23 protein-coding genes and 3 pseudogenes are annotated in these 25,398 nt (G+C 75.1%); 12 read left to right on the top strand and 14 right to left on the bottom strand.

Features of this window, described 5'->3' with window-relative positions; genetic code table 11:
- Window positions 1-265 precede the first annotated feature (265 nt).
- Window positions 266-754, top strand: coding sequence for a beta-class carbonic anhydrase (locus ACQPYN_RS22260; RefSeq protein WP_433027769.1), 489 nt, complete (start codon window positions 266-268; stop codon window positions 752-754).
- 63 nt (window positions 755-817) lie between these two features.
- On the opposite strand, the gene ACQPYN_RS22255 is transcribed toward ACQPYN_RS22260, so the two are convergent.
- From ACQPYN_RS22255 to ACQPYN_RS22215, 9 genes are all read right to left on the bottom strand, one after another.
- Window positions 818-2,086 carry a sulfate adenylyltransferase subunit 1 gene (locus tag ACQPYN_RS22255; protein WP_433027766.1) on the bottom strand — a complete coding sequence of 423 codons (1,269 nt, stop codon included), beginning with the start codon at window positions 2,084-2,086 and terminating at the stop codon, window positions 818-820.
- Entirely contained in the window at window positions 2,086-3,003 is a 918-nt protein-coding gene (gene cysD / locus ACQPYN_RS22250; protein WP_433027763.1) for a sulfate adenylyltransferase subunit CysD, read from the bottom strand. Before cysD ends, ACQPYN_RS22255 begins: the two co-directional genes overlap by 1 nt.
- Window positions 3,000-3,728 (bottom strand): phosphoadenylyl-sulfate reductase, encoded by a 729-nt coding sequence (locus ACQPYN_RS22245; RefSeq protein WP_433027760.1) that lies wholly within the window; start codon window positions 3,726-3,728, stop codon window positions 3,000-3,002. Before ACQPYN_RS22245 ends, cysD begins: the two co-directional genes overlap by 4 nt.
- A 139-nt stretch (window positions 3,729-3,867) precedes the next feature.
- Complete coding sequence (locus tag ACQPYN_RS22240) at window positions 3,868-5,640, bottom strand: nitrite/sulfite reductase (protein WP_433027758.1); 1,773 nt, start codon at window positions 5,638-5,640, stop codon at window positions 3,868-3,870.
- Window positions 5,641-5,749: 109 nt separating this feature from the next.
- Window positions 5,750-5,833: a putative leader peptide gene (locus tag ACQPYN_RS22235; protein ID WP_420791816.1), complete on the bottom strand. Its 84-nt coding sequence runs from the start codon at window positions 5,831-5,833 to the stop codon at window positions 5,750-5,752.
- 65 nt (window positions 5,834-5,898) lie between these two features.
- Window positions 5,899-7,050, bottom strand: a complete 1,152-nt coding sequence (locus ACQPYN_RS22230; RefSeq protein ID WP_433027755.1) for an LLM class flavin-dependent oxidoreductase — start codon at window positions 7,048-7,050, stop codon at window positions 5,899-5,901.
- 7 nt (window positions 7,051-7,057) lie between these two features.
- Entirely contained in the window at window positions 7,058-8,386 is a 1,329-nt protein-coding gene (locus ACQPYN_RS22225) for an MFS transporter (RefSeq protein ID WP_433027752.1), read from the bottom strand.
- Window positions 8,387-8,419: 33 nt separating this feature from the next.
- On the bottom strand, window positions 8,420-8,503 hold the full coding sequence (locus ACQPYN_RS22220) for a putative leader peptide (protein WP_378014923.1): 84 nt from the start codon (window positions 8,501-8,503) through the stop codon (window positions 8,420-8,422).
- A gap of 136 nt (window positions 8,504-8,639) precedes the next feature.
- Window positions 8,640-9,680, bottom strand: coding sequence for a hypothetical protein (locus ACQPYN_RS22215; protein ID WP_433027749.1), 1,041 nt, complete (start codon window positions 9,678-9,680; stop codon window positions 8,640-8,642).
- A 109-nt stretch (window positions 9,681-9,789) separates the two neighbouring features.
- Here ACQPYN_RS22215 and hemW point away from each other — a divergent pair, with 109 nt between their 5' ends.
- Entirely contained in the window at window positions 9,790-11,025 is a 1,236-nt protein-coding gene (gene hemW, locus ACQPYN_RS22210; protein ID WP_433027746.1) for a radical SAM family heme chaperone HemW, read from the top strand.
- A gap of 224 nt (window positions 11,026-11,249) precedes the next feature.
- Here the strand turns inward: hemW and ACQPYN_RS22205 are convergent, their stop codons facing one another.
- The 5 genes from ACQPYN_RS22205 to ACQPYN_RS22185 form a co-directional block, all read right to left on the bottom strand.
- Window positions 11,250-11,510, bottom strand: coding sequence for a hypothetical protein (locus ACQPYN_RS22205; RefSeq protein WP_433027743.1), 261 nt, complete (start codon window positions 11,508-11,510; stop codon window positions 11,250-11,252).
- Complete coding sequence (locus tag ACQPYN_RS22200; protein ID WP_433027740.1) at window positions 11,507-12,517, bottom strand: WXG100 family type VII secretion target; 1,011 nt, start codon at window positions 12,515-12,517, stop codon at window positions 11,507-11,509. The genes ACQPYN_RS22205 and ACQPYN_RS22200 overlap by 4 nt, the downstream gene beginning before the upstream one ends.
- Window positions 12,517-12,858: a hypothetical protein gene (locus ACQPYN_RS22195; RefSeq protein WP_433027737.1), complete on the bottom strand. Its 342-nt coding sequence runs from the start codon at window positions 12,856-12,858 to the stop codon at window positions 12,517-12,519. The genes ACQPYN_RS22200 and ACQPYN_RS22195 overlap by 1 nt, the downstream gene beginning before the upstream one ends.
- A gap of 119 nt (window positions 12,859-12,977) precedes the next feature.
- Entirely contained in the window at window positions 12,978-14,480 is a 1,503-nt protein-coding gene (locus tag ACQPYN_RS22190; protein WP_433027734.1) for a helix-turn-helix transcriptional regulator, read from the bottom strand.
- Window positions 14,477-16,372 carry an Hsp70 family protein gene (locus ACQPYN_RS22185; RefSeq protein ID WP_433027731.1) on the bottom strand — a complete coding sequence of 632 codons (1,896 nt, stop codon included), beginning with the start codon at window positions 16,370-16,372 and terminating at the stop codon, window positions 14,477-14,479. Before ACQPYN_RS22185 ends, ACQPYN_RS22190 begins: the two co-directional genes overlap by 4 nt.
- A 263-nt stretch (window positions 16,373-16,635) precedes the next feature.
- Here ACQPYN_RS22185 and ACQPYN_RS22180 point away from each other — a divergent pair, with 263 nt between their 5' ends.
- The 10 genes and pseudogenes from ACQPYN_RS22180 to ACQPYN_RS22135 all read left to right on the top strand — a co-directional run bounded on the left by ACQPYN_RS22180 (window position 16,636) and on the right by ACQPYN_RS22135 (window position 25,381).
- Entirely contained in the window at window positions 16,636-17,895 is a 1,260-nt protein-coding gene (locus tag ACQPYN_RS22180; RefSeq protein ID WP_433027728.1) for an IniB N-terminal domain-containing protein, read from the top strand.
- Between the two features lie 95 nt (window positions 17,896-17,990).
- Window positions 17,991-18,449: pseudogene (locus ACQPYN_RS22175) on the top strand (dynamin family protein); the annotation flags it as partial.
- Between the two features lie 41 nt (window positions 18,450-18,490).
- The gene (locus ACQPYN_RS22170) at window positions 18,491-19,807 is read left to right on the top strand and encodes a GTPase domain-containing protein (RefSeq protein ID WP_433027725.1); all 1,317 of its coding nucleotides are present in this window, start codon (window positions 18,491-18,493) and stop codon (window positions 19,805-19,807) included.
- A pseudogene (locus ACQPYN_RS22165) lies at window positions 19,804-20,220 on the top strand (dynamin family protein); the annotation flags it as partial. The gene ACQPYN_RS22170 and the pseudogene ACQPYN_RS22165, both read left to right, overlap by 4 nt.
- Window positions 20,221-21,028: 808 nt before the next feature.
- Window positions 21,029-21,355 (top strand): hypothetical protein, encoded by a 327-nt coding sequence (locus tag ACQPYN_RS22160; protein ID WP_433039163.1) that lies wholly within the window; start codon window positions 21,029-21,031, stop codon window positions 21,353-21,355.
- A gap of 32 nt (window positions 21,356-21,387) precedes the next feature.
- Window positions 21,388-22,461 carry a heat-inducible transcriptional repressor HrcA gene (gene hrcA / locus ACQPYN_RS22155; RefSeq protein ID WP_433038993.1) on the top strand — a complete coding sequence of 358 codons (1,074 nt, stop codon included), beginning with the start codon at window positions 21,388-21,390 and terminating at the stop codon, window positions 22,459-22,461.
- A 56-nt stretch (window positions 22,462-22,517) separates the two neighbouring features.
- Window positions 22,518-23,675, top strand: coding sequence for a molecular chaperone DnaJ (gene dnaJ / locus ACQPYN_RS22150; RefSeq protein WP_274187718.1), 1,158 nt, complete (start codon window positions 22,518-22,520; stop codon window positions 23,673-23,675).
- On the top strand, window positions 23,672-24,475 hold the full coding sequence (locus ACQPYN_RS22145) for a 16S rRNA (uracil(1498)-N(3))-methyltransferase (RefSeq protein WP_433027722.1): 804 nt from the start codon (window positions 23,672-23,674) through the stop codon (window positions 24,473-24,475). The genes dnaJ and ACQPYN_RS22145 overlap by 4 nt, the downstream gene beginning before the upstream one ends.
- A pseudogene (locus ACQPYN_RS22140) lies at window positions 24,441-24,932 on the top strand (alpha/beta hydrolase); the annotation flags it as partial. The gene ACQPYN_RS22145 and the pseudogene ACQPYN_RS22140, both read left to right, overlap by 35 nt.
- Before the next feature lie 32 nt (window positions 24,933-24,964).
- The gene (locus ACQPYN_RS22135; RefSeq protein WP_433027719.1) at window positions 24,965-25,381 is read left to right on the top strand and encodes an alpha/beta hydrolase family protein; all 417 of its coding nucleotides are present in this window, start codon (window positions 24,965-24,967) and stop codon (window positions 25,379-25,381) included.
- The last annotated feature ends 17 nt before the right edge of the window (window positions 25,382-25,398 follow it).

Here is a 25,398-nt window from a genome sequence, read left to right as displayed (position 1 = left end):
GCCCTCGCCGACGTGGTGGGCCTCTTCGAGGTGCGGAGAGCCCGACATCACGGCCCTCGTTGCGGCCGGACGGATGCCTGCGGTGAGATGTGCGCATGAGTCCCCGCGCCCTCGAGCCGTTCTGGCCGAGCCGGCGCGGGCAGGAGTTCGATCAGTGGTGTCGACGGGCCGCGTGAGCGCCCGTCCCCCGTAGGGATCGAGCCGCTCCGCGGCCGCACAGCGCTGCCGAGTGTCGTCAGAATCGATCCAGCCTGCGGAGGACCCGGTGTCCGTCACCGACGAGTACCTGAAGAACAACGAGACCTACGTCGCCAACTTCCCCGGCGAGCTGCCCCTGCCGCCCGCGCGCAGGACCGCCGTCGTGGCCTGCATGGACGCCCGCGTGAACCCCTACGGCGCGCTGGGCCTGTCCGAGGGCGACTCGCACGTCATCCGCAACGCGGGCGGCGTCGTCACCGACGACACGATCCGCTCGCTCGCGATCAGCCAGCACCTCCTCGGCACCGAGGAGATCGTGCTGATCCACCACACCGACTGCGGCATGGTGACCTTCACCGACGAGCAGTTCGCCGGGATCCTCGAGCAGGAGGCCGGTGAGCGCCCGACGTGGACGGCCAACGCCTTCCCCGACGTCGAGGGCGACGTCCGCGACTCGATCAAGCGCATCACCGACAGCCCCTTCGTCAAGAACAAGGGCTCGGTGCGCGGCTTCGTCCTCGACGTCGCGACGGGGAAGCTCAACGAGGTGACCTAGCGGTCATGTGAGCACTTCGGAGTGCCCTGGCACTCCGAAGTGCTCACATGCGCGTCAGCGCACCTAGTCGAACGCGGCCGCCACGAGCGGGCGCCCGACGAGGCCGGCCCCGAGCGTGTCGCCGGCCTGGGGGTCGACGAGCAGGAACGACCCGGTGGCGGCGACGACGTCGTAGTCGTCGAGCGGCAGGGGTTCGGACACCGTCAGCGACACCTGGCCCATGTCGTTGATCGCCAGCTCGCCGGGGTCCTCGTCGAGCGTCAGGGTCTCGGTGTCGAGCCGGTGGGTCACCGCGCTCACGATCGCCTGCACCGTGCGCGTCCCGTGCTTGAGCAGCAGGCGCGCTCCGGGCTTGAGCGGCTTCTCGTGCAGCCAGGCGAGCGTCGCGTCGAACTCGGTGACCGGCTCCGGTGCGCCCGGCGCGGCGATGACGGCGCCGCGGGCGATTCCGAGGTCGTCGGCGAGGCGCAGGACGACGCTCTGACCGTCGTGGGCGGCGTCGAGCTCGCCGTCGAAGGTGTCGATGCCCTCGACCCGGGTCCGCTGCCCGTCGGGCAGGACCATCACCTCGTCGCCGGGGCGCACCGTGCCCGCGGCGACGAGGCCGGCGTAGCCGCGGTAGTCGGGGTGGGACTCGGTGCGGGGGCGCACGACGTACTGCACCGGGAAGCGCAGCGGCGCGGAGTGGTCGGCGCCGACGACCGGCACCGACTCGAGGTGCTCGAGCAGCGTCGGGCCCTCGTACCAGGGCGTGTTCTCCGAGCGCAGGACGACGTTGTCGCCCTTCTTCGCCGACAGCGGGATCGCCACGACATCCTCGTCGGCGTAGCCGAGGGCCTCGGTGAGCCCGACGAACTCCTTGGCGATGCGCCAGTAGGTGTTCTCGTCGTGGTCGACCAGGTCCATCTTGTTGACCGCGAGCACCAGGCGCGGGACGCGCAGCAGGCCCATCACCGCGACGTGCCGGCGGGTCTGCTCGACGATCCCGGCGCGGGCGTCCACCAGCAGCACGGCGAGCGCCGCGGTGGACGCGCCGGTGACCGTGTTGCGCGTGTACTGGACGTGGCCGGGAGTGTCGGCCAGGACGAACGAACGGTTCGGCGTGGCGAAGTAGCGGTAGGCGACGTCGATCGTGATGCCCTGCTCGCGCTCCGAGCGCAGCCCGTCGACCAGCAGCGACAGGTCAGGGTCCCCGCCACCCTGCGTGGCGCGCTCGACGGCCTCCATCTGGTCGGCGAGCACCGACTTGGTGTCGTAGAGCAGACGTCCGACCAGCGTCGACTTGCCGTCGTCGACGCTGCCCGCAGTGGCGAGCTTGAGCAGGTCCGGCATCAGAAGTAGCCCTCTCGCTTGCGGTCCTCCATGGCGGCCTCCGAGAGACGGTCGTCGGCTCGCGTGGCGCCACGCTCGGTCAACCGGCTCTCGCGGACCTCGTCCAGCACCTCGTCGAGCGTCGACGCGTCCGACTCCACGGCGCCGGTGCAGGAGCCGTCGCCGACCGTGCGGTAGCGCACGGTCTTCGCGACGACCTCCTCGTCGTCGCGGGGCCCGAACCACGGGCCGGAGGTCAGCCACATCCCGTCGCGGGAGAACACCTCGCGCGTGTGCGCGTAGTAGATCGACGGGAGCTCGATGCCCTCGCGCGCGATGTAGCGCCAGACGTCGAGCTCGGTGAAGTTCGACAGCGGGAACACGCGCACGTGCTCGGCCGGCTTGTGGCGCCCGTTGTAGAGGTTCCACAGCTCGGGCCGCTGGCGCGACGGCTCCCACTGGCCGAAGGCGTTGCGCAGGCTGAACACGCGCTCCTTGGCGCGCGCCCGCTCCTCGTCGCGTCGCCCGCCGCCGAAGACCGCGTCGTGGCGGTGCTCGGCGATGGCGTCGAGCAGCGGCGTGGTCTGCAGCGGGTTGCGCGTGCCGTCGGCGCGCTCCTCGAGCCGCCCGTCGTCGATGTAGTCCTGGACGCGCGCGACCTCGAGCTCGAGCCCGTAGCGCTCGACGACGGCGTCCCGGAACGCGATGACCTCGACGAAGTTGTGCCCGGTGTCCACGTGCAGCACGGGGAACGGGATCGGCGCGGGCCAGAACGCCTTGCGCGCGAGGTGCACCAGCAGCATGGAGTCCTTGCCGCCGGAGAAGAGGATCACCGGGCGGTCGAACTCGCCCGCGACCTCGCGCATGATGTGGATCGCCTCGGACTCGAGGGCGTCGAGCTGGTCGGTGTGGAGCGTCTCCACCGCGGCGGCGGTCATCCGTGCAGCCCGCACTCGGTCTTGGAGAAGCCCGCCCAGCGCCCGCTGCGCGGGTCGGCGCCCGGGGCAGGCTTGGCGGTGCAGGGCGCACAGCCGATCGAGGGGTAGCCCGCCTCGACCAGCGGGTTCACGAGCACCGCGTGCTCGCGGATGTAGGCGTCCATCTGCTCGTCGGTCCAGTGGGCGATCGGGTTGATCTTGACGAGGTCGTGGCGCTCGTCCCACGTCACCAGGGGCGTCGCCGCGCGGGTCGGCGCCTCGACGCGGCGGACGCCGGTGACCCAGGCGTCGTAGCGCGCCAGCGTCTTGCGCAGCGGCTCGACCTTGCGCATGTTGCAGCACGCGCCGGGATCGACGTTGAAGAGATCCTTGCCGTACGTCGCGTCCTGCTCGGCGACCGTCAGCTCGGGCTCGGCCTGCACGATGGTGACGCCGTAGGTCTGCGCCACGGCGTCGCGGGTCCCCAGGGTCTCGGCGAAGTGGTAGCCGGTCTCGAGGAACAGCACGTCGACACCCGGACGGGCGGCGGCACCCAGCTCGACGAGCACGGCGTCCTGCATGTTCGAGGCGACGATGAGGCCCTCGCCGAACGTCTCGGCGGCCCAGGCGAGGATCTCGCGGGTCAGGTCCTCGTGGTCCACCGTGCCCTCGCGGGCCGCGAAGCGCTCGCCGGCGGCGAGTGCCTCAGCGCGCAGATCGTCCCGCGTGCCTGTCGTGGTGGTCATGCGGATCCTCTCGCCGGAGCCGGTACCGGGGTGACGACGAAGGTGCTGCGGCAGTCGGCGCACTCCCAGGCGCCCGCAGGTTCTTCCCGAGGACGGAGGTCCTGCTCGCCGCAGTAGGGGCAGTACTGGAGGGCCAACCTCATGTCAGCTGTCCCTCTTCCGCCCGGACGACCCACTGGGCGAAGCGCTCGCCGGACTCGTGCTGCTCGGCGTAGGCGCGCACGACGCGCTCGACGTAGTCGCCGAGCTCCGCGGAGAGGACCTTGTGGCCGCGCAGCTTGCGGCCGAAGCCGGCGTCGAGGCCGAGCCCGCCGCCGAGGTGCACCTGGAAGCCCGCGGCCGGGTTGCCCTCGGCGTCGTTGACGATCTGGCCCTTGAGCCCGATGTCGGCGACCTGGACCCGCGCGCAGGAGTTCGGGCAGCCGTTGAGGTGGATCGACACCGGGTGCTCGAGGGAGTCCTGGACGTCGGCGAGACGCCGGTCGAGCTCCTCGACGAGCTCGCCCGCACGGTTCTTGGTGTCGACGAACGCGAGCTTGCAGAACTCCAGGCCGGTGCACGCCATCGTCGCCCGGCGCCACGGCGTCGGGCGGGCCGGGAGGCCGAGGTGGTCGAGCGCGGCGGTGAGCCCGTCGAGCTTGTCGGAGGGCACGTCCAGCACGAGGATCTTCTGGTACGGCGTGAGCCGCACGCGGCCCGACCCCGCCTCCTCGGCGGCCTTCGCGACGCCGACGAGCGTCGAGCCGCTGGTGCGGCCGGCCGGCGGGGCCACGCCGACGTAGTGGTTGCCGTCGGTCTGGTCGTGGATGCCGATGTGGTCGATCGTGCCGGCGATCGCCTCCGGCGCCGGGCCGTCGAGCATCTTCCGGCCCAGGTACTCGTCCTCCATGACCTGGCGGAACTTCTCGGGGCCCCAGTCGGCGATGAGGAACTTGATGCGTGCGCGGGTGCGCAGGCGGCGGTAGCCGTAGTCGCGGAAGACCTCCACCACGGCGTGCCAGACGTCGGCGACCTCGTCGAGCGGCACCCACGCGCCGAGGCGCACGGCGAGTTTGGGGTTGGTGGAGAGCCCGCCGCCGACGTGCACGTCGAAGCCCGGGCCGTGCTCGGGGTGGTCCACCCCGACGAAGGCGACGTCGTTGACCTCGTGGGCGACGTCCTGCTGGCCGGAGATCGAGGTCTTGAACTTGCGGGGCAGGTTCGCGAGCGAGCGGTCGCCGATGAAGCGCTCGACGATCTCGTCGATCGCCGGCGTGCCGTCGATGACCTCGTCGGCGCTGATGCCCGCCACCGGCGAGCCGAGGATGACACGGGGGCAGTCGCCGCAGGCCTCGGTGGTGTAGAGGTCCACGGCCTCCAGCCGGCGCCAGATCTCCGGCATGTCCTCGACGCGGATCCAGTGCAGCTGGATGTTCTCGCGGTCGGTGACGTCGGCGGTGTCGCGGGCGAAGGTCTGGGAGATCTCGCCGATGACGCGCAGCTGCTCGGTGGTCAGGCCGCCGCCGTCGACGCGCACCCGCAGCATGAAGTGGGGCGCGTCGAGCTCCTCCTCGTCGACGTGCCCGGTGTCGGTGCCCGGGAAGCCCTCGGCGCGCTGGGTGTAGAGCCCCATCCAGCGGAAGCGCCCGCGCAGGTCGGCCGGGTCGATCGAGTCGAAGCCGCGATGGGCGTAGATGTTCTCGATGCGCGCCCGCACGTTCAGCGGGTGGTCGTCCTTCTTGGACTGCTCGTTCTTGTTCAGCGGCTCGCGGTAGCCCAGCGCCCACTGGCCCTCCGCCTTGCCCTTGCGCGCTCGCGTGGGCTTGGGCTTCGGCGGGGCGTCCTCGGTGGCCCCGGGGTGACGCAGCGGAGTGGTCTCCGCGTACGACTCCTCCGAGGTCGTGGCGTTCTCGGACGAGGGGGCGTCAGCCATGGGTCGGGGTTCCTCCGGGGTGGTGCACGGGCGCGCACGGGCATGACGAGGTGGCCCTCGATGCGGTGGCGCGCGGGACCCGCTGGGATGTGGTGGCGGTGCTTCGCGCTCAGTGAGCCCGGCAGAGGGAGCTCGCGAGGCGCACGAGGTCGACGTGGCGTCGGCTCACGAGGAGCAGTCCGGTCGCGCGCACGAGCTCCAGACTGCCACGAGGAGGGGGTCTTTCTCCACGTGACCTTCGGCCCAGCCCTCCTGCCGCTACTGCGCGAAGGGGATGGCGGCCGGGGCCTTCTCCTGCTCACCGGCGGGGTGGCTCCACAGTCCGCGCCGGCCGAGCTCGGGCAGGACGCCCTCGCCGACCCAGTACGCCTCCTCGAGGTGGGGGTGGCCGGACAGCACGAACTCGGTGATGCCGAGGTCGTGGTACTCCTGGATCCGGTCGGCCACCTCGGTGTGGCTGCCGACCAGCGCGGTCCCCGCGCCGCCGCGCACCAGGCCCACACCCGCCCACAGGTTGGGGGAGACCTCGAGGTCCGCGGCGGTCTTCGAGCCCCCGGAGTGCAGCGCGCGCATGCGCTTCTGACCCTCGGACTCGCTCTGCGAGAGGCCCGCCTGCACCTCGGAGATCATCGAGTCGGGGATGCCGGCCAGGTACTGCTCGGCCTGCGCCCACGCCGCGTCGGAGGTGTCGCGGGTGATCACGTGGAGGCGGATGCCGAAGCGGACCTCGCGGCCCTGCGCGGCGGCCAGCCCGCGGATCCACTCGACCTTCTCGCGCACCTGCTCGGGGGGCTCGCCCCAGGTCAGGTAGACGTCGACGTGCTGCGCGGCGACCTCGCCGGCCTTCGGGGACGAGCCGCCGAAGTAGACCGGCGGCACGGGATCGGGCACGCGGGTCAGCGCCGCGAAGTCGACGTGGATCTGCTCGCCGTGCAGCGTCACCGTCTCGCCGGCCCAGAGCCGGCGCACGACGTCGAGGAACTCCCCGGTGCGGGTGTAGCGGTCGTCCTTGCCGAGGTAGTCGCCGTAGGCGCGCTGCTCGGACGGCTCGCCGCCGGTGACGACGTTGAGCAGCAGCCGGCCCTGCGAGTGCCGCTGGAACGTCGCCGCCTGCTGCGCGGCGAGCGTGGGGGACAGGACCCCGGGCCGGAACGCGACGAGGAACTTCAGCCGCTCGGACTCGGCGACGAGCATCGCCGTGGTGAGCCAGGCGTCCTCGCACCAGGCCCCGGTGGGCGTCAGGGCGCCCTCGAAGCCGACGGTCTCGGCGGCACGGGCGATCTGCGCGAGGTAGCCGATCTCGGCGGGGCGCACGGCGTCGGCCGCCCGGGTGGCGACGCCGTGGCCGCCGCCGACGAGGCCGCGCGAGTCGCCGTAGGTGGGCAGGAACCAGTGGGCGGTGAGGCTCATGACTCTCCTAGAGCGTCTCGAGGGGCGTCGCGCGCAGGGCGGCGACCGCGCTGACGACCCCGGCCAGCGCGAGGTACCCGGCGGCGAGCCACGGCGTGCCGCCGCCGGCGGCGAGCAGCGAGGTGAGGATCAGCGGGGTCAGGCCGGAGGCGTAGATCCCGCCGCCCTGGAAGGCCAGGGACATGCCCGTGTAGCGGGTGCGGGTGGGGAAGACCTCGGCGAACAGCGTCGACTCGGCACCGCTGGCCAGGCCGTAGGAGAACCCGAGCATCACGATCAGCACCGCGGTGACCGCAACGATCGACCCCGTCCCGAGCAGGGCGAACGCGGGGAAGACGCCGACGACGAGGATCACGCACCCGACGGCGAAGACCTTCCCGCGCCCGATCCGGTCGCCCCATGCCCCGGCCAGCGGGACGACCATCGCGCTGACGATCGCGGCGACCGTGACCGCGACGAGCACCTCGGTGCGCGGCATCTTCAGCGTCGCCACCGTGTAGGTCAGGACGAAGACGCCCCACGTGTTGAACGACGCGCCCTCGGCCCAGCGGGCGAGCAGCGTCCAGCCGAGGTTGCGCCGCGACGGCGGGTCGCGCAGGACGTCGACGGCGGGGACGCGCGAGACCTCGGCGGCGGCCTGCATGCGGCGGAACGCGGGCGTCTCCATCACCGCGAGGCGCACGACGAGGCCGACGGCGACGAGCACGAGGCTCGCGATGAACGCGACCCGCCAGCCCCAGGACAGGAAGGCCGCGTCGTCCATGACGAGCCCGAGCAGGGCGAACACCCCGGTGCCGAGCGCGAGCCCGAGGCCCAGGCCGATCTGCGGGGTCGCGCCGTAGAGCCCGCGCTTGCCGTTCGGGGCGTACTCGACGGCCATGAGCACCGCGCCGCCCCACTCGCCGCCGATGGCGATGCCCTGGATGACCCTCAGGACGACGAGCAGGATCGGGGCGGCGACCCCGATTGCGGCGTACGTCGGCAGGACGCCGATCGCGGCGGTCGCGATCCCCGTCAGCGCCATCGTCACGATCAGCGTCTCGCGCCGGCCGACGCGGTCGCCGATGTGCCCGAAGATCAGGCCGCCGATCGGCCGGGCGACGAAGCCGATCGCGAAGGTGGCGAAGGAGAGCAGCGTCGCGACGGTCGGGTCGCTCTGTCCGCCTCCTTCTTGGCTCCCGTAGAACAGCTGCGGGAAGACGATCCCCGCGGCCGTGGCGAACAGGAAGAAGTCGTACCACTCGATCGTGGTGCCGATCAGCGACGCGATCAGGACGGTGCGCGGACTGGTGTCGGGACCGTCGACGGGACGCGTGACAGCGGCGGACGTGGTCATGGGGGTCCTCTGCTCCGGTGCGGCGGGCGGTGATCAGCCCGCGCGGCAGAGGGCGCTCGCGAGCCGGCCGAGGTCGACGTGGCGACGGGCCACGAGGAACGGGCGGAACGCGGGCATCCGAAAACCGTGCCATCCGGGCGCCGGGGTCTCCACCGGAACTGCTCGTCCGGTGACCTTCGCCGCATCGGGGTGGACGTGGGTGTCAGCGGCGTGGCGTCGCAGACGTTGAGTGTCCGTAGCGCCCCGCATTCGCTCAGCGGTCGGAGCGCACGCACTCGTAGGTGACCGGGACCTCGGGCCCGTGGTCGATCACCTCGAACGCGTCGACCGGCAGGCCCGCGAAGCTCTGCGCGTCGATGCCCAGGTCGGCCCACTTCGCCGTGCTCGTGCGGTCGTCGGCGAAGGTCAGCGCGATCTCGCCGCCGTCGGCGAGGTACATGCCGTGGGTCTGGAGCGCGGTGATCACCACGCGCTGCTGCGGCGTGTAGGACGACACGTCGACGTCGGGGCGCAGGCGCAGGTGGACGCCGTAGGGCGGGGCGTCGGGGTTCGTGTTCTCCGGCCCGCCGGCGTGGGTGGCGGGCGGGACGTAGACGTCGGCCTTCATCCGGTCGTTGGGCAGGATGAAGCGCAGCGCGTGGTCGATCCGGCCGGCCGCCACCTCGTCGGCGGTGGGGGTCATCGCGGCGATCGGGAAGCCCGCCGCGTCGGCGCTCGTGCACTGCGGGCCGCGCAGCTCGTCGGTGTAGGTCCGGTCGAGGTCCCAGACGAAGAAGCCGCCGGCGGTCAGACCCTCGCCTGCCTGCGTGCCCTGGTAGATCTCGTAGAGACGGCGCTCCGCGGGGTCGGCGACGAGCAGGTGGCAGTCCTCGTTCGCGGCGTCGCAGGTCAGGGCCTGCGAGCCCTCGAGATGGGCGCCGGGAGGCACCGGCATCTCGGCGGGCACCGGGTCGCAGTCCACCCCGCCGAAGCAGTAGTCGGCGTCGGGGTTCACGGTCATCCGGGGCGTGTCCGGACCGGCGATGAGCACCGGCATCGCGAAGTCGATCTGCAGGACGTTCCCGTTGCCCCAGCCGCCCGCGTCGTTCAGCGCGGTGACCATCGCGGCGCTGCGCTCCGAGGCGGGCGCCCCCGAGGCGTCCGCGGTCCACGGCTGCGCGCCGCGGAACAGGCCTCCGCCGTCGGTCGGCACCGTGGCCGACGGTGGCGGCGGACCCGCCGACGGTGCGCCGCACCCCACCAGGGCGACGACGGCGACGGTGCAGGTCAGCGCCATGCGGAGCCCTCTCGGCATGCCGTCGGACGCTAGTGGCGTGATCGTCGACGGCGACTACGGCACGTGTGCGACGGGACTACTGATTGCGCCGGACGGTCGCGCCCCGGGGGACGGGCACACTGGATCCGTGCCTTCCGTCCCCCCGTCCGGTGAGCCGGCGCCCCCCGACGGCGCCCTGCCGGCGTCGTCGCTCACGGGGCTCGGCACGCGACCCTTCGGGATCTACGTGCACGTCCCGTTCTGCGCGACCCGGTGCGGCTACTGCGACTTCAACACGTACACGGCATCCGACCTGGGGTTGACGTCGTCCGACGACCCCGCCTCGCCCGCCTCGTGGCTGGAGGGCCTGCGCCGCGAGCTCGACCTGGCCGCCCGGGTGCTCGGGACGCCTCCGGCCGCCGACACCGTCTTCCTCGGCGGCGGCACGCCCTCGCTGCTCGGCGCGGAGGGCCTGGTCGCGGTGCTCGAGGCCGTCCGCGGCTCGTTCGGCCTGCGGCGCGGCGCGGAGGTGACCACCGAGGCCAACCCCGAGTCGACGACCCCCGAGCTCCTCGCCGCGATCACCGACGCCGGCTACACCCGCCTGTCGCTGGGCATGCAGTCCGACGTCGACCACGTGCTCGCCGTCCTCGACCGCCGGCACACGCCCGGCGCGGCGGCGCGGGTCGTGGGGGAGGCGCTCGACGCGGGGATCGGGCACGTCAACCTCGACCTCATCTACGGCACGCCGACCGAGACCGACGCCGACCTGCGCCGCTCCCTGGACGCCGTGCTGGCCTCCGGCGCCGACCACGTGTCGGCGTACTCCCTGATCGTCGAGGAGGGCACCGCACTGGCCCGCCGGGTGGCGCGCGGCGAGCTGCCGATGCCCGACGACGACGTCCTCGCCGACCGCTACGAGATCGTCGACGACACGCTCGGCGCCGCGGGGTTCGGCTGGTACGAGGTGTCGAACTGGGCGCGCTCGACCGACGCCCGCTGCCGCCACAACCAGATCTACTGGGGCGGCGGCGACTGGTGGGGAGCCGGACCGGGCGCGCACTCCCACGTCGGCGGCACGCGCTGGTGGAACGTGCGCCACCCCGCGCGCTACTCGGCCACGCTCGCCGAGGGGCGCTCGCCCGCCGAGGCCCGCGAGCGCGTCACGCCGGAGGAGGCCCACCTCGAGCAGGTGCTGCTCGAGCTCCGCACGGTGGACGGCCTGGCCGCGGAGGCCCTCGACGACCCGGGCCGGGCTGCCGGTGAGCAGGCCGCCCGCGAGGGTCTGCTCGCCCCCGACGCCTGGGCCGGGGGGCGGGCGGTGCTCACGCGGCGGGGGCGGCTGCTCGCCGACGGGGTCGCGATCTCGCTGGCGGGGGCGTGAGGACCACACCCCGGGAACTCGACTCGTCCGCACCGGAAGCTTCGGAAACCGAAGCATCCCGAGGTCTTGGTCGGCGGGTCGGAGGAGGGAAGGCCCGCGGCGGTGGTCATGCTCGCAATCCGGAGAGCCCCGCTCGTGGGCTTTCGGTGAATCCGCCCTGCCGCCGACCTCGGTGCCGAATCCCGCGCTGAGCGCGGGTCTCGTCACCGAAGTCGTGTCTCCACTTAGGGCCGCTCGACCGGGAAGCTCGCGTAGAACCACCCGAGGGCGTCGTCGACGCGCACCCCGTGGGGCGACGGCTCCCAGTCCGGTCCCGAGACCTCGCCGCTGAACTCGATCTGCATGGCGCGCCCCACGCGCTCGCGGAGCTCGGTCGGCGGGTCTTCCGTCTCCGCCAGGGCCTTCAGGACGTCCGGTGCCCGCCGACCCAGGACGAGCCGCAGGGTGTCCGCGGTGGCGGTGTCCAGGCGGTCGAGAGCACTCATCGGTTCCTCCAGCCTCGGGACGACGTCGCCCACGTCGTCACGACCCGACCCTCCTCGTTGAGGACGACCTCGGCGTCGCGACCCCGGTAGACGTAGGTGCGGTTGTGCGACTGATAGGAGGGCTCCTCGGTCGGGTTCGCGATCGCGTCGGCCATCGCCTCGCCCGAGACACCGGTGCCGCCGTCGCGGCCGGCGGCGCGTTCCTCGGCGTGACGCGTCATCCCCGAGATCTCCCCGGGCGGGTCGAAGGGAGCGACGACGCCCGCGTCGGCGTCCACCCGGAACGGGGTGACGCGGTCGTCGCCGAGGGCGTGCTGGGTCAGGTCGACGGCGCCCGCACCCGCGAGCCCGGCGCCGACCGCGACACCCGCGACGGAGGCCGCGGTCAGGGGCACCCCGACCGGGGAGCCGACCCCGGTGGCCGTCGCGGCGGTGCCGCCCAGCACACCGGCGGCGCTGAGTGTCGCGATGACACCTCCGCCCGCGACCGCGAAGGTCGAGCCGGGATGGTGGAGAACGGCGCTGCCGAGGGACGCGGCGAGGTTCCCGCCCTCGGCCAGCGCGGCGCCGAGTCCAGCCCCGCCGCCCGTCTGGGGAGTGGTCGCGGGGACGGCGAGGGCGGCCTCGAAGACCCGGGCGGCCGCCTCGTTCGCCGCGAGGGCCCGCTCCGCGGCTGACGTCATCGCGGCGAGCCCTGCGGGAACGGTCGCCGGCTGCGAGCGCTGCTGCTCGCCGAGGTCGAACTCGCGCTGCGCGGTGCGCAGCTCGTCGGCGTAGGTCCGTAGAGGGCCGACGACGCCCGCGACGGCGTCCACGGCCCGGCGGAGCTCCTCGGCGTCGCCCTCGATCCGTGTCGCGGCCTGCGGCGCAGCGAGGCCCGTCCAGCCCGCCGTGATCGAGCGGGCGTGCGCCACCAGCTCGCCGCGAACCGCGTCGAGCGTGCGGGCCACGCCGGCCATCTGCTCGGCGCTCGCGAGCAGGGCCTCGGGTTCTCCGGCCAGCGGCATCAGCGCGGCGGCTCGAGGCCGGGCAGGAGGATCGGGGGAGCCTCGTCACCCCCGAGATCGGTCGCCGCCGCGCGGTCCCCGTCCCGGTACTGCGCGCTCGCGGCGTCCAGGGCATCCGCGCTCTCGAGCACGCGGCTCATGACCGCGCGCAGCAGGGCCTCGAGGCGCGCGGCGAAGGCGTCGGCGGCCCCCGCCAGCGGTCCGTCGCCGGCGGTACTCGCTGTGGCCGCGGCGGCGGCCGTGAGCCGACCGCCTGCCTCGTCCACCCGCCCGGCGTCGTCGCGCAGCAGGCCGGCACCTCGACGCAGGTCCTCGGGCCCGACCTCGACACCCTCCGGCACGCGGTCATGCTCGCAATCCGGAGGCCCCGCTCGTGGGCTTTCGGTGAATCCGCCCGGCCGACGACGACCTCGGTGCCGAATCCCGCGCTGAGCGCGGGTCTCGCCACCGAAGTCGTGTCTCAGCGACCCAGGGCCGCGCGCAGGTCGCCGAAGAGCTCGCTGCGCGTCGCCGACCCGAGCCGGTGGCGCAGGCGGGCCACGTGGTGCTCGACGGTCTTGGCCGACAGGAACAGCCTCGCGCCGATCTCCCGGTAGGTCAGGCCCTCGACGACCAGGGCGGCGACCTCCCGTTCGCGCTCGGTCAGGGCGACCCGGGGCGTCGGGAGGTCCGGGGTGGCGTCGTCGACGGCGGGCTCGGTGGCGGGGTTCAGGTCGCGCGCGCAGGCCAGGAGGGCCGAGATCGCGCGGCGGTCGGTGGTGCGCAGCGCCGCCTCGCCGGCCAGGCGCGACCCGTCCCATCCGAGGCCCGCGGCCCGCAGCCCCGTCGCTGCGGCGGTGACCTCGTCGGGGTCGACCTCCCCGGCGAGCACGCGCAACCACACCCCGGCGGCGCGGGCCGGGGCGACGGCCTGGTGGCTCGAGAGCGCGGCGGCGGCGAGGGCGTCGGCGTGACCCGTGGCGAGGTCGGGCTGCTCCGTCGCGATCGCGTACTGCAGGCCGTACCAGTGCCACGGCGTGCCCCACAGCGCCGGCGACCCGAGGGCCTCGAGCAGGGCGGCGCCCTCCTCGAGGTGCGGCGCCACCCAGCCCTGCTCGCCGAGCCGGGCCGCGGCCAGCGCGAGCTCCCCGACCGGTAGCAGGACGTAGAGGTCGACGGGGTGGCGCACGAGCGCCTCGCGGGCGCGCGCCCACAGGTCGAGCAGGCCGCGGACGTCGCCGGCCCGGCGGGCGAGAGCGACGTCGAGGGCGACCGCGACCAGCTCGTCGCGGGGTTCGACGACCTCGGAGCCGGTCTCCCCGGCGCGGGCGCGCAGGGTCCGGGCCGCGGTCCCGTCGCCGGTGGCCAGCGCGCACCAGGCGCGCAGCAGCAGGTGGCGACGACGGTGGGCGGGCCCGCCCAGGTCGAGGGCGAGCGCCCGGTCGAGCAGGGGGCCGGCGAGCTCCGGCTCCCCGCGGTGCAGGGCGACCAGGGCCCCGAGCGCGGCGGGCGTGTCCCCGCGGACCTCCGGCCGGTCGCACACCGCCTGCGCCGCGGCCGCCCGGCTGAGCAGCGAGAGCGACGCGGACGAGTCGCCGGTGACGGACGCCATCACGCCCCGTGCGGTGAGGGTGTCGGCGGCGCCGGCGAGGCACGGGGCGTCGTCGTCGGGGGTGTCGACGGCGGCGGTCGCCTCGTCGAGCGCCCCCACGCCGAGCAGGGCCACCGCGGCCTCGGGCGCGCAGGCGGGACGCCGGCGCGCGAGCCAGCGGTGCAGCTCCACGCTGCGGGCGAGGAGCCCGCGATGGGGGAGCACGGCGGCGAGGACCTCGGCCGCGCGCGCCTGCCGGTCGGGGTCGGACCGGTCGCGCAGCGCCGCGTCGGCGGTGCGCAGCGCGGTGTCGAGATCGCCCTCGCGAGCGGCGTCCTCGGCGGCGTCGGCGGCGGACCGGGTGGTCGCGTCCGCGAGCGGCGGCGCGCTCATGCCGGCTCCCCGGCGGGTTCCTCGGCGGGGGCGGTGTCCCCGCCCGACCCGTCCTCGGTCTGCGCCTCGGCGGGTGGGTCGGCCGGCTCGGGCGTCTCCTCGGCGGACTGCTCGACCGGCGGCGCGGTGGACCCGGTGGGCTCGGGCTCGGTGGATGCGGACGTGGGCTCGGACGTGGGCTCGACTGGGGGGTCCGCGGGACTGTCGGACGCCGTCTCGCTGGCGGCGGGGGTGGCCGCGACCGCGGTCGGGGACGCCGACGCGGGCCGCGCCGCGGCCGCGGACGGAGCGCCCGACGGAGCCGTACCGGTCGCAGAAGCAGGAGCGCTGGCCGGAGCGCCGGCGGGAGTGCCCGCGGGCGCACCGATCGCGGGAACCGCGGCGGCCGGGACCGGCCCGCCCGCGGGGGCGAGCGGCGTCGCGGCGCTCAGCGGCCGGGCGACGACGGTCGGGGGCGCCACGGCGGGCGACGGCGCGAAGGCCGGCACCGGGGCGGTCGGCGGCACCGTGAGCGCCGCCTCCGGCGCCCCGAACGCGTCGCGCACCGCGCCCCGGACCGAGTCGCCGACGGCGTCGTCCAGCGGGAGCGGCACGGTCACCGCGACGGCCACGACCGCGGCCATCACCACCGACGCCACCAGCGCCCGGCGCAGTCCGCGACCGCGCGGGGGATCGACGTCCTCGGACTCGGGCAGGTCCTCGAACAGGCCGGTCACGGTCGCCGGGGGCCGCTGGGGGCCTCGCACCGGGGCGGGTTCGGGGTCGTCCGCGCCGCCCGCCGACGCCCGGGCGGCCACGGCGGCACCGAGCGCGACGACGGTCAGGGGGTCCGCGTCGGCGGACACCGGGCGCCCGAGGGCCTCGGTGAGCATGCGCCCGACCAGCGGAATGGTCGACGAGCCGCCGGCCAGCAGGACGTGGTCGAGCTCGTGGGGGGCGACGTCGGCGTCGGCGAGCGTCACGAGGAACTCCTCGACGGTCGCCGCCACCGCGTCGCGGATGTGCGCCTCGAAGTCGGCGCGGCCGAGCCGCACCGAGCGCCGGCCCGTCGGCAGGACGACGGGGACGGTCACCTCGGTGTCGGCCGAGAGCGCCTCCTTGGCCTCGACGCACTCGCGGCGCAGCCGGTGCAGGGCCTGCCAGGTCTCGGGGTCGTGCGGGTCGAGCGCGGCGAGCTGGTCGGCCACCTCCGCGCGGACGTGCGCGAGCACCGCCTCGTCGAAGTCGATCCCGCCGACCCGGTCGAGCCCGCGGGCCGGGCCGAGCAGGGTGACGGTGCCGTCGGGTGCCCGGCGCGCGACCGCAGCGTCGAAGGTCCCGCCGCCGAGGTCGTACACGGCCGTCGTCACCCCGGCGTCCGGTCCGCCGGCGCCGACCGTCACGGGCTTCCGCAGCGCGGCGTGCCCGAGCACGGCGGCGTGGGGCTCGGCGAGGAGCTCCACCTCGGCGAGCCCGGCCGCCGCCAGGGCGGCGCGCAGCCGGTCGCAGCGGAAGTCGCCCCAGGTCGCGGGCCGGGTGACCACCACCCGGCGCGCCGGTCCGCCCTCCCGCTCGGCGACCCGCGCCAGCACCCACGCGACGATCACCGCGGCGATCTCCTCGGCCGGCCACGGCTCGCCGCCCACCACGGGCGGGACGTCGTCACCGAGCCGTCGCTTCACCTCGCGGACCACGCGGTCCGGCTCGTCGCCCGCGCGGCGCTCGGCGCTCTCCCCGACGAGGACCGTCCCGTCCGCCCCCCGGTAGACGACCGACGGGACCACCGCGAGGCGACCCCCGAGGGCCACCGCCTCCGGGTGCGTCCCGCCGTCGCGCAGGACCGCCGCCGCCGTCGAGGTCGTTCCGAGATCGATGCCCAGGTCGTAGGTCATGGCCGCCCCCCATCCAGTCACCCAGCGCTCAGTACGCATGTACCGAACGTGCAGATGGGCGGAGGTTATGCGGCGTTCGGCCTAACACCTAGTCCGCGTCCCCTACACGGGGGGTGGATGTCCCTCCCCTCGTCCCGGTGCCCCGTGCCCCCGACGGCCCAGTGGGGGATCACCCCCGGGGCCCCCGCCCGGGATGCGGGCCGATCCCCGCTCCCCGGAGCGCCGGCGCTTCCTACGTTTCGGCGGCACCGGACGAACGGTCCGGACGACCACGGAGGTGCCCGATGCCCGTCACCGAAGCCAAGACGCTGCTGCAGTTCCTGCTCGACCTCTTCCGTGACCCCGTGGCGCGGGCCGAGTTCCTGGCCGACCCGACCTGTTCGCTGCAGGCCGCCGGCCTCGACGACCTCACGCTCGCCGACGTCCGCGACGCCGTGCCGCTGGTGATGGACCACGCGCCGGCCGCGATCGCCGCCCGCTACGACGAGGACGCCCGCGCCGGGACGATCGACGGCGGCCACCACGGTCACCACGGTCATCACGGGGACCACGACGGCGGCGGCTTCGACGGCGCCGCGGCGTGGGCCGGGGCCGGCGCCGGTGCGTGGGCCGGGAGCTGGTCCGACGGCGGGCACGGCGGAGGGCACGGCGGCGGGCACGGTGGCGGCCACGGCGGGCCCGGTGGCGGGGGAGCGCCGGTCACGGAGATCGACCGCGTGGTTGCCCACCTGTCCGTCGCGACGACGACCTACCACTTCGACAGCCACGACACGGTGCTCAACCAGGTCATCGACCAGAACATCTGGGCCGGCGGCGACGTCATCCAGGACTTCGACCTGAGCCCGACCGTCGCCTCCGGGGAGGGCGCCGTCGCGGCCGGCGACGACATCGAGGGCACCGTCGTCACCGGCGACGGCGCGATCGTCGGCGACGGCAACCAGGTGGTCGACGACGGCACCGCGGTCCTCGGCGAGGGCACGGCGGTCGGCGGCGGCCTGTCGGCCGGTCCGGGCGGCGCGGTGGCGGTCGGCGGGGACGCCACCGGCGGCACCGCCGTGACCGCGGGCGAGGGCGACGTGCTCGTCGAGGGCGGCGACGGCGACCTGACCAGCGACGACGACGTCACCATCTCCGACTCGGGCAACACCACCGAGGACAACGACGAGGACAACGACGTCACGATCTCGGACTCGGGCAACACGACCGAGGACAACGACGTCACCGAGGACAACAGCGTGACGGAGGACAACGACGTCACGGAGGACAACGACGTCACGGAAGACAACGACGTCGACAACAGCGAGGACAACGACGTCACCGAGGACAACGACGTCACGGAGGACAACGACGTCTCCGAGGACAACGACGTGACCGAGGACAACGACGTGACCGAGGACAACGACGTCTCCGAGGACAACGACGTGACCGAGGACAACGACGTGACCGAGGACAACGACGACGTCTCCACCGGCGACATCGTCGACGGCGACCTCATCGACGTGGACGTCGAGGACGTCGACGTGGACCTCGACCTCGTCCCCTGATCGTGGTCTGTGACCCTGCGTAGTATCAGCAGGCTGTTCGGTGACGGGCGGTGCACGAGCTGGTCGTGCACCGCCCGTCGACGACGGGGGAGCCCATGACGATCACGACGACACCCACGCGGCCCGCACCCGGCGACGCCCGGCGCTCGGCCGCCGCGGTGCTCGACCGCGCCGTGGCCACGGCCCGCGATCTCGGACGCGCCGACGTCGCCGCCTCGCTGGCGCGGGACGGGAGCCGTCTGCTCGACCCGGGCGCCCGGGTGCTCGTCGTCGGCGACTACAAGCAGGGCAAGAGCAGCCTGGTCGGCGCCCTCGTCGCCGCCGACGTCTGCCCCGTCCACCCGGACGTCGCGACGACCCTGCCGACGGTGGTGGCGCACGCCGAGGAGCCCTCGACGGTGCTCGTCGGGCCACAGGGCCGCCAGGAGGTGACGACGGCCCGGCTCGCCGGCGCCGTCACCGGCCGCGACGAGGACGCCGGCGAGGCGCCGTGGCTGCAGGCGGAGATCGGCAGCCCGAGCCCGCTGCTCGCGGAGGGGTTGACGCTGATCGACACCCCCGGCGCGGGCGGGCCGGGGGTGCGCCCGCGGCGGGGGTGCTCGCCGAGCTGCCGGCGGCCGACGCCGTGGTCCTCGTCAGCGACGCGTCCCGCGAGCTCGCGGCGGGCGAGGTCGAGCTGCTGCGGGCCGCGTCGGCGCACGTCGCGACCGTGGTCGTGGCCCTCACCCGCATCGACCTCCACCCCGCCTGGCGGGAGGTCCGCGACCTCGACGCCGCGCTGCTCGCCGAGCGCGGGCTCGCCGTGGACGTCGTCGGCGTCTCCGCCGAGCTGGACCGCCACGCCCGGGCGCGGGAGGACGCCGACCTCGAGACCGCCTCCGGCCTCGCGGTGCTGCGCGACCTGCTGCGCCGGCGGGTCGTCGAGCCGGGCGGGGTCCGCACGGGGCGCGCGGTCGGCGAGCACGTCGCGGGCGTCCTGGCGACCCTGCGCGCCGCCCCCGCCGCGGAGCTCGCCGCGCTCGAGGGCCCGGAGCGGGCCCAGGAGCTCGACGCCGCCCTGGCCGAGGCGACCGCGTCCGCCGCCGCGTCGAAGGAGCGCTCGGCGCGCTGGCAGCAGACCCTCGCCGACGGGGTGGCCGACCTGGCCGCCGACATCGAGTGGGACCTGCGGGATCGCGTGCGCCAGGTGCTGCGGACCGCGGAGGAGACCCTGGAGACGGTCGATCCGGCCAAGGTCTGGGACCAGTTCGAGCCCTGGCTCGCCGAGGAGCTCGGCCGTGCCGTCGCCACCACCTATCTCTGGGCGGGCGAGCGCACGTGGTGGCTCGCCGAGCGGGTGGCGGAGCACTTCGCGGACCCCGCCGGCACCGACGAGACCGCGCCCGTCCCGGCCGGGCGCTTCGTCGCCGAGCTCTCCGCCCTCCCCGAGCTCGCCCCGCCGGACCTGGACCGCATCGAGTTCACGCAGGGCCTGCTCGTGGGGCTGCGCGGGTCCTACGGCGGTGTGCTCATGGTCGGTCTGGTCACGACGCTCTCGGGGATGGCGCTGATCAACCCGTTCTCGATCGGCGCCGGGGTGCTCCTCGGCGGCCGCACGCTGCGCGACGAGCGCCGCCGGGCCCTGCGACGACGGCGCCTCGACGCCCGGCGGGTCGTGCGCCAGCACGCCGACGAGGTGCAGTTCCTGCTCGGCAAGCACACCAAGGACATGCTCCGCGAGGTGCAGCGCACCTTGCGCGACCACTTCACCGCCCGCGCGGACCAGGTCGCGACCGGTGCCGCCGCGGCCGTCGCGGCCGCCACCGCTGCCCGCAAGCTCGACGTCGAGGTGCGCCGACGCCGGACGCAGGAGGTCCGCGCGGAGCTCGCCGGGATCGACGACCTCCTCGCGCGCTGTCGGGAGACCTCGTGAGCGGGCTCGCGGCCCGCACCCGGGCGGTCCTCGACCAGGCGCTCGCGGTCTACGCCCAGGACCCGGCGGCGGCCGAGGTGCTCCGCGCGCACCGCGACCGGCTCGACGGCCCGCTGCGCGTCGCCCTGGCCGGCACGCTCAAGGCGGGCAAGTCGACGTTGCTCAACGCCCTGGTCGGCGAGCAGATCGCCCCCACCGGGACCGCCGAGTGCACCCGGGTGGTGACGACCTACCAGGACGCGCCCGCCGCCCGGATCGCCGTCGAGCACCGCGACGGCACGCCGCCCGCGGAGCTGCCCGTCGTCCACCGGCGGGGCGCGCTCGTGATCGACCTCGGGGCCACCGGCGTCGACCGCGTGCACGCGCTGCACGTCGACTGGCCCTCGGCGAGCCTGCGGGCGGTCTCCCTGATCGACACGCCCGGCGTCGACTCCACGCGCCCCGGCATCGCCGGCCGGGCACGGGCGTTCCTCGGCGCGTCCGACCCGTCCGCCCCGGGGGAGGGGGCTGACATCGCGTCCGTGCTCGGCTCCGCGCCGGGTGACGGTGCCGACGTCGTGCTGCACCTGGTCCGCCATCTGCACGACGCCGACGTCGCCTTCGCCGAGACGGTGGGCGAGCGCGCGGCGCGGGGATCGGCCCCGCGGGCACGGTCGCGGTGCTCTCGCGGGCCGACGAGATCGGCGGCGGCCGCCTCGACGCGCTGGTCACGGCCCAGCAGGTGGCCCGGCGCTACCGCGCGGACCCCGGCCTGCGCCGGCACTGCCGCACGGTGGTGCCCGTGGCGGGCCTGCTCGCCGAGACCGCGCGGACGCTGCGCGGCGCCGAGTTCGCCGCCGTGCGGGACCTCGCGGCGCTGCCGCGGGAGGACGTCGAGGACCTCCTGCTCTCCGCCGACCGCTTCCTCGACGGCCGGGTGCCCGACCTCGACCGGCGGGCCCGCCGCGCCCTGCTCGACCGGTTCGGGGTCCACGGCCTGCGGCTGGCGACGACGCTGGTCCGCCGTGGCGCCTCCGACTCGGCCGCCCTGGCCGGCGAGCTCGTCCGCCGCAGCGGGCTGGAGGAGCTGCGCGCCGTCGTCGGCACCCAGCTCGTCGCACACGGCGACGTCTTCCGGGCCCGCGCGGCCCTCGGCGCCCTCGAGCGCGTCCTGCGCGCCGTCCCGCACCCCGGGCCGGCGGGGAGGCGGCCGCGACCGATCTCGGCGGTGCCGTCGAGCGTGTGCTCACCGGAGCCCACGAGTTCGTCGAGCAGGACACGCTGGTCGCCCTGCACACGCGGCCGGCCACCGGCGAGCGCGGCGAGGTCGAGGAGGCCCGCCGCCTGCTCGGCGGCGACGGGCCGTCCGCCTCCGCCCGCCTCGGCGCCCCGCCCGACCTGCCGGCGGCCGACGTCCGCGGCCTCGCCCTCGACGCCCTCACACGCTGGCGCCGCGCCGGCGAGGACCCCCGGGCCGACCGCGCCCGCACCGACCTCGCCCGTGTCGTCGCCCGCAGCGTGGAGGGCGTCCTGGCGGCGGTCCCGGCGACGGAACCGGCTCTCCGCTGACGCCCCCACCCACTCGCCGCGCCTCGCCTACCATGGAGGGTCGGGACGTCACGCGAGACGTCACGGAGGCACGGGAGGTGGACGCGGTGAACGCCGAGGAGCGCCGCGTCGCCGTCCTGCGCGCGATCGTCGCCGACTTCGTGGCCACCAACGAGCCGGTCGGGTCGAAGGCGCTCGTCGACCGTCACAACCTCGGCGTCTCGAGCGCGACGGTGCGCAACGACATGGCGGCGCTGGAGGAGGAGGGCTACATCGCCCAGCCCCACACCAGCGCCGGGCGCATCCCCACCGACAAGGGCTACCGGCTCTTCGTCGACCGCCTGCACCAGGTCAAGCCGCTCTCCGGGGCCGAGCGCCGGGCGATCACGCAGTTCCTCGAGGGCGCGGTCGATCTCGACGACGTGCTCAAGCGCAGCGTGCGGCTGCTCGCGCAGCTCACGCGCCAGGTGGCCGTCGTCCAGTACCCGACGCTGTCCCGCTCGACGGTGCGCCACCTCGAGGTCGTCCGGCTGACCCCGGCCCGCCTGATGCTGGTGCTCATCACCGACACCGGGCGGGTCGACCAGCGCGTCGTCGACCTCGGCGACGTGCTCGACGAGGAGGACGTCGCACGGCTGCGTGCCCTGCTCAACAACTCGCTGGTCGGCCAGCCCCTGGCCACGGCCTCGATGAGGATGTCCGAGCTGCCCGAGGACGCCCCCGACGGCCTGCGCTCCCCGCTGCTCAGCGTGGCCGCGGTGCTCGTCGAGGCCCTGCTCGAGCGGCCCGAGGAGCGCCTGGTGCTCGGCGGCACGGCGAACCTCACCCGGGCGGGCACCGACGCCGGAGCGCTGCGGGGGATGCTGGAGGCGCTCGAGGAGCAGGTGGTGGTGCTCCGTCTGCTCACCTCGGCGAGCGACCCGGGCACCGTGACCGTGCGCATCGGCGAGGAGAACGAGTCCGAGGACCTGTGGAGCGCCGCCACGGTGTCGATCGGGTACGGAGCGGGGACTACTGCCCTCGGCGGCATGGGCGTCGTCGGGCCGACGCGGATGGACTACCCCAGTGCGATCGCGGCGGTGCGTGCGGTGGCCCGCTACGTCGGTGAGATCGTCGGGGGACGCTGAACGCTCGCCTCGCAGGGCGGCGACAGCACGCAACGACAGGACGGACGAGGACCAGCGTGGCGAAGGACTACTACGGAATCCTGGGCGTGTCCCGGGACGCTGACGACGGCGAGATCAAGCGGGCCTACCGCAAGCTCGTCCGGGAACTGCACCCCGACGTCAATCCGGACGACGAGACCCAGGCGAAGTTCCACGACGTCAAGAGCGCCTACGAGGTCCTCACCGACCCGCAGAAGCGGCGGATCGTCGACCTCGGTGGGGACCCGCTCGAGACCGCGCGCGGTGGCGGCGGCGGTGGCGGCGGCTTCTCCTCGGCCGGCTTCGGCGGGCTCGGCGACATCATGGACGCGTTCTTCGGCGCGGCAGGCGCCACCGGTGGCCGGGGCCCGCGCAGCCGCGTCCAGCCCGGCGAGGACGCGCTGATCCGCATCGACCTCACGCTCGAGGAGTGCGCGACGGGCGTCGCCCGCGACCTCACCGTCGACACCGCCGTGCTCTGCGAGAAGTGCCACGGCGGCGGCGCCGAGCCCGGCACGCACACCGAGACCTGCGACACCTGCGACGGGCGCGGCGAGATCCAGAACGTGCAGCGCTCGTTCATCGGCCAGGTCGTCACGGCGCGGGCCTGCCCGGTGTGCCGCGGTACTGGCGAGATCATCCCGAGCCCCTGCAACCAGTGCGGCGGCGACGGGCGCGTGCGCTCGCGGCGGACCGTCACCGTGCAGGTGCCGGCCGGCGTCGGCGACGGCATGCGCATCCGGATGGCCAGCCAGGGCGAGGTCGGCCCCGGCGGCGGGCCGGCGGGCGACCTCTACATCGAGGTCTCCGAGGAGCGCCACGAGTACTTCACCCGCGACGGCGTCGACCTGCACTGCCACGTCAGCCTGCCGATGACCGCGGCGGCGCTGGGCACCACGCTCCCGCAGCGCACCCTCGAGGGCGACGAGGAGATCTCGATCGAGCCCGGCACGCAGGCGAACACGACGATGACCCTGCGCGGCAAGGGGATGCCGCGGCTGCGGTCCACGGGGCGCACCGACGGGCGGGGCGACCTCCTCGTGCACCTGGACGTCCAGGTGCCCGACCGCCTCGACGCCCGCCAGACCGAGCTGCTCCGCGAGCTCGCCGAGCTCCGCGGCGAGGAGCGCCCCGACCTCGCCGCGCACCGCAACGGTCTCTTCGGCCGGCGGCGGTCGGGTGGCCGCGCTCGGTGAGTCAGGCCGATCGAGCGGGGGGTTTCCCTGACGTCGAGCGTCAGCATGGCCCCCATGCTGGCACCGCCGCCTGGACCCGCCCGGCGCTCTTCTGGGTCGACGACGTGCCGGCCGGGGGCGAGGTCGTCCTCGACGGGCCGGAGGGCCGGCACGCCGCGGACGTCCGCCGGGTGCGTGCCGGCGAGGTCGTGCTGCTCGGCGACGGCGCCGGCACGCGGGCGCGCGCCGAGGTCGTCGACGTCGCCAAGGGACGCGTGACGGCGACGGTGCTCGAGCGGCGCCACGACGAGGGGCCGACGCTGCGCATCGTCCTCGCCCAGGCGCTGGTCAAGGGCGACCGCGGGGAGCTCGCGGTCGAGACGGCCACCGAGGCCGGGGTCGACGCGGTGCTGCCCTGGCGCGCCGAGCGCAGCGTCGCCCGCTGGGACGACGGCCCGCGCGGGGAGAAGGCCCTCGCGCGCTGGCGCGCGACCGCCCGCGAGGCCGCCAAGCAGGCCCGCCGGGCGCGCGTGCCCGACGTCGCCGTCCCCGTGACCACCCGCGAGCTGGCCGACCGCGGGGCGGCGATGCTCGTGCTCGAGGCCACCGCGGCCGAGACGCTGGCCGGCGTCGCGCTCCCGGGCGAGGGCGAGCTGGTGCTCGTCGTCGGCCCCGAGGGCGGGGTGACCGACGACGAGCGCGCGGTCCTCGCCGGCGCCGGGGCCCGCGAGGTGCGGATGGGCCCCGACGTGCTGCGCACCTCCACCGCGGCCGCGGTCGCGCTCGGTGCCCTGGGTGCCCGGACGGCGCGGTGGGGGTGAGCATGCCGCGACGGACCCTGCTCGGTGCGGTCGGACTCGGGGCCTCGGCGCGGCGCTCGGCCTCGCCGCGTGCTCGACCGTCCCGACGCCCGGCGGCGGCGTGCAGATCCCCGCCACCCAGCCCGGCACGCCGACGCCCGGCCGGTTGACCTACGGCACCGACCCCGCCCAGTACGGGGTGCTGCACCTCCCGCCGGGGGACGGCAAGTCCCTGCCCGTCGTCGTCGTGGTGCACGGCGGCTACTGGCGGGCGGCGTACGGGCTCGAGCTCGGCACCCCGCTCGCGGTCGACCTCACCAACCGCGGGATGGCGGCCTGGAACATCGAGTATCGGCGGGTGGGCGCCGGCGGGGGCTGGCCGACGACGTTCACCGATGTCGCCGCCGCGATCGACCTGCTGCCCGAGGCGGTCCAGAAGGCCGCGTTGGGACGCCTGGACCTCGACCGGGTCGTGTTCCTCGGGCACTCCGCCGGCGGGCACCTGGCCACGTGGGCCGCGAGCCGCGACCGGCTGCGCGACGGCTCGGTGGCCGCCGCCCCCGCGTCCGGCCGGTCGGCACGGTCTCCCAGGCCGGGGTGCTCGACCTCGTCGCCGGCGCCGACCAGGGCCTCGGCGGCGGCGCGGTGGTCGACCTGCTCGGGGGCACGCCCGCGACCGTCGCCGACCGCTACGCGCTCGCCTCGCCCGCCGCCCTCGTGCCGGCCGCGGGCCCGGTGGTCTGCGTGCACGGCGACGCGGACACGATCGTGCCGCTGGACCAGTCGCAGCGGTACGTGGCCGCCGCGGAGGCGGCCCGGGGGAACGCCCGCCTGCGGGTGGTGCCCGGCGCCGACCACTTCGCCGTGATCGACCCCGCGCAGCCGGCGTGGACCGCCGTGCGCGCGGAGGTCGAGAGCCTGCTGTGAGCGGCGGTCCGGAGCCC

This window comes from Actinomycetospora sp. CA-053990 (assembly GCF_050948445.1).
GTDB lineage: Bacteria > Actinomycetota > Actinomycetes > Mycobacteriales > Pseudonocardiaceae > Actinomycetospora > Actinomycetospora callitridis.
This window is presented reverse-complemented; position numbering and strand designations above follow the sequence as displayed.

Coding starts and splice junctions, on each gene's coding strand:
- ACQPYN_RS22255 (WP_433027766.1), bottom strand. CDS start 2,086: ATGCCGGACCTGCTCAAGCTCGCCACTGCGGGCAGCGTCGACGACGGC.
- cysD (WP_433027763.1), bottom strand. CDS start 3,003: ATGACCGCCGCCGCGGTGGAGACGCTCCACACCGACCAGCTCGACGCC.
- ACQPYN_RS22245 (WP_433027760.1), bottom strand. CDS start 3,728: ATGACCACCACGACAGGCACGCGGGACGATCTGCGCGCTGAGGCACTC.
- ACQPYN_RS22240 (WP_433027758.1), bottom strand. CDS start 5,640: ATGGCTGACGCCCCCTCGTCCGAGAACGCCACGACCTCGGAGGAGTCG.
- ACQPYN_RS22230 (WP_433027755.1), bottom strand. CDS start 7,050: ATGAGCCTCACCGCCCACTGGTTCCTGCCCACCTACGGCGACTCGCGC.
- ACQPYN_RS22225 (WP_433027752.1), bottom strand. CDS start 8,386: ATGACCACGTCCGCCGCTGTCACGCGTCCCGTCGACGGTCCCGACACC.
- ACQPYN_RS22220 (WP_378014923.1), bottom strand. CDS start 8,503: ATGCCCGCGTTCCGCCCGTTCCTCGTGGCCCGTCGCCACGTCGACCTC.
- ACQPYN_RS22215 (WP_433027749.1), bottom strand. CDS start 9,680: ATGCCGAGAGGGCTCCGCATGGCGCTGACCTGCACCGTCGCCGTCGTC.
- ACQPYN_RS22205 (WP_433027743.1), bottom strand. CDS start 11,510: ATGAGTGCTCTCGACCGCCTGGACACCGCCACCGCGGACACCCTGCGG.
- ACQPYN_RS22200 (WP_433027740.1), bottom strand. CDS start 12,517: ATGCCGCTGGCCGGAGAACCCGAGGCCCTGCTCGCGAGCGCCGAGCAG.
- ACQPYN_RS22190 (WP_433027734.1), bottom strand. CDS start 14,480: ATGAGCGCGCCGCCGCTCGCGGACGCGACCACCCGGTCCGCCGCCGAC.
- ACQPYN_RS22180 (WP_433027728.1), top strand. CDS start 16,636: ATGCCCGTCACCGAAGCCAAGACGCTGCTGCAGTTCCTGCTCGACCTC.
- hrcA (WP_433038993.1), top strand. CDS start 21,388: ATGGAGGGTCGGGACGTCACGCGAGACGTCACGGAGGCACGGGAGGTG.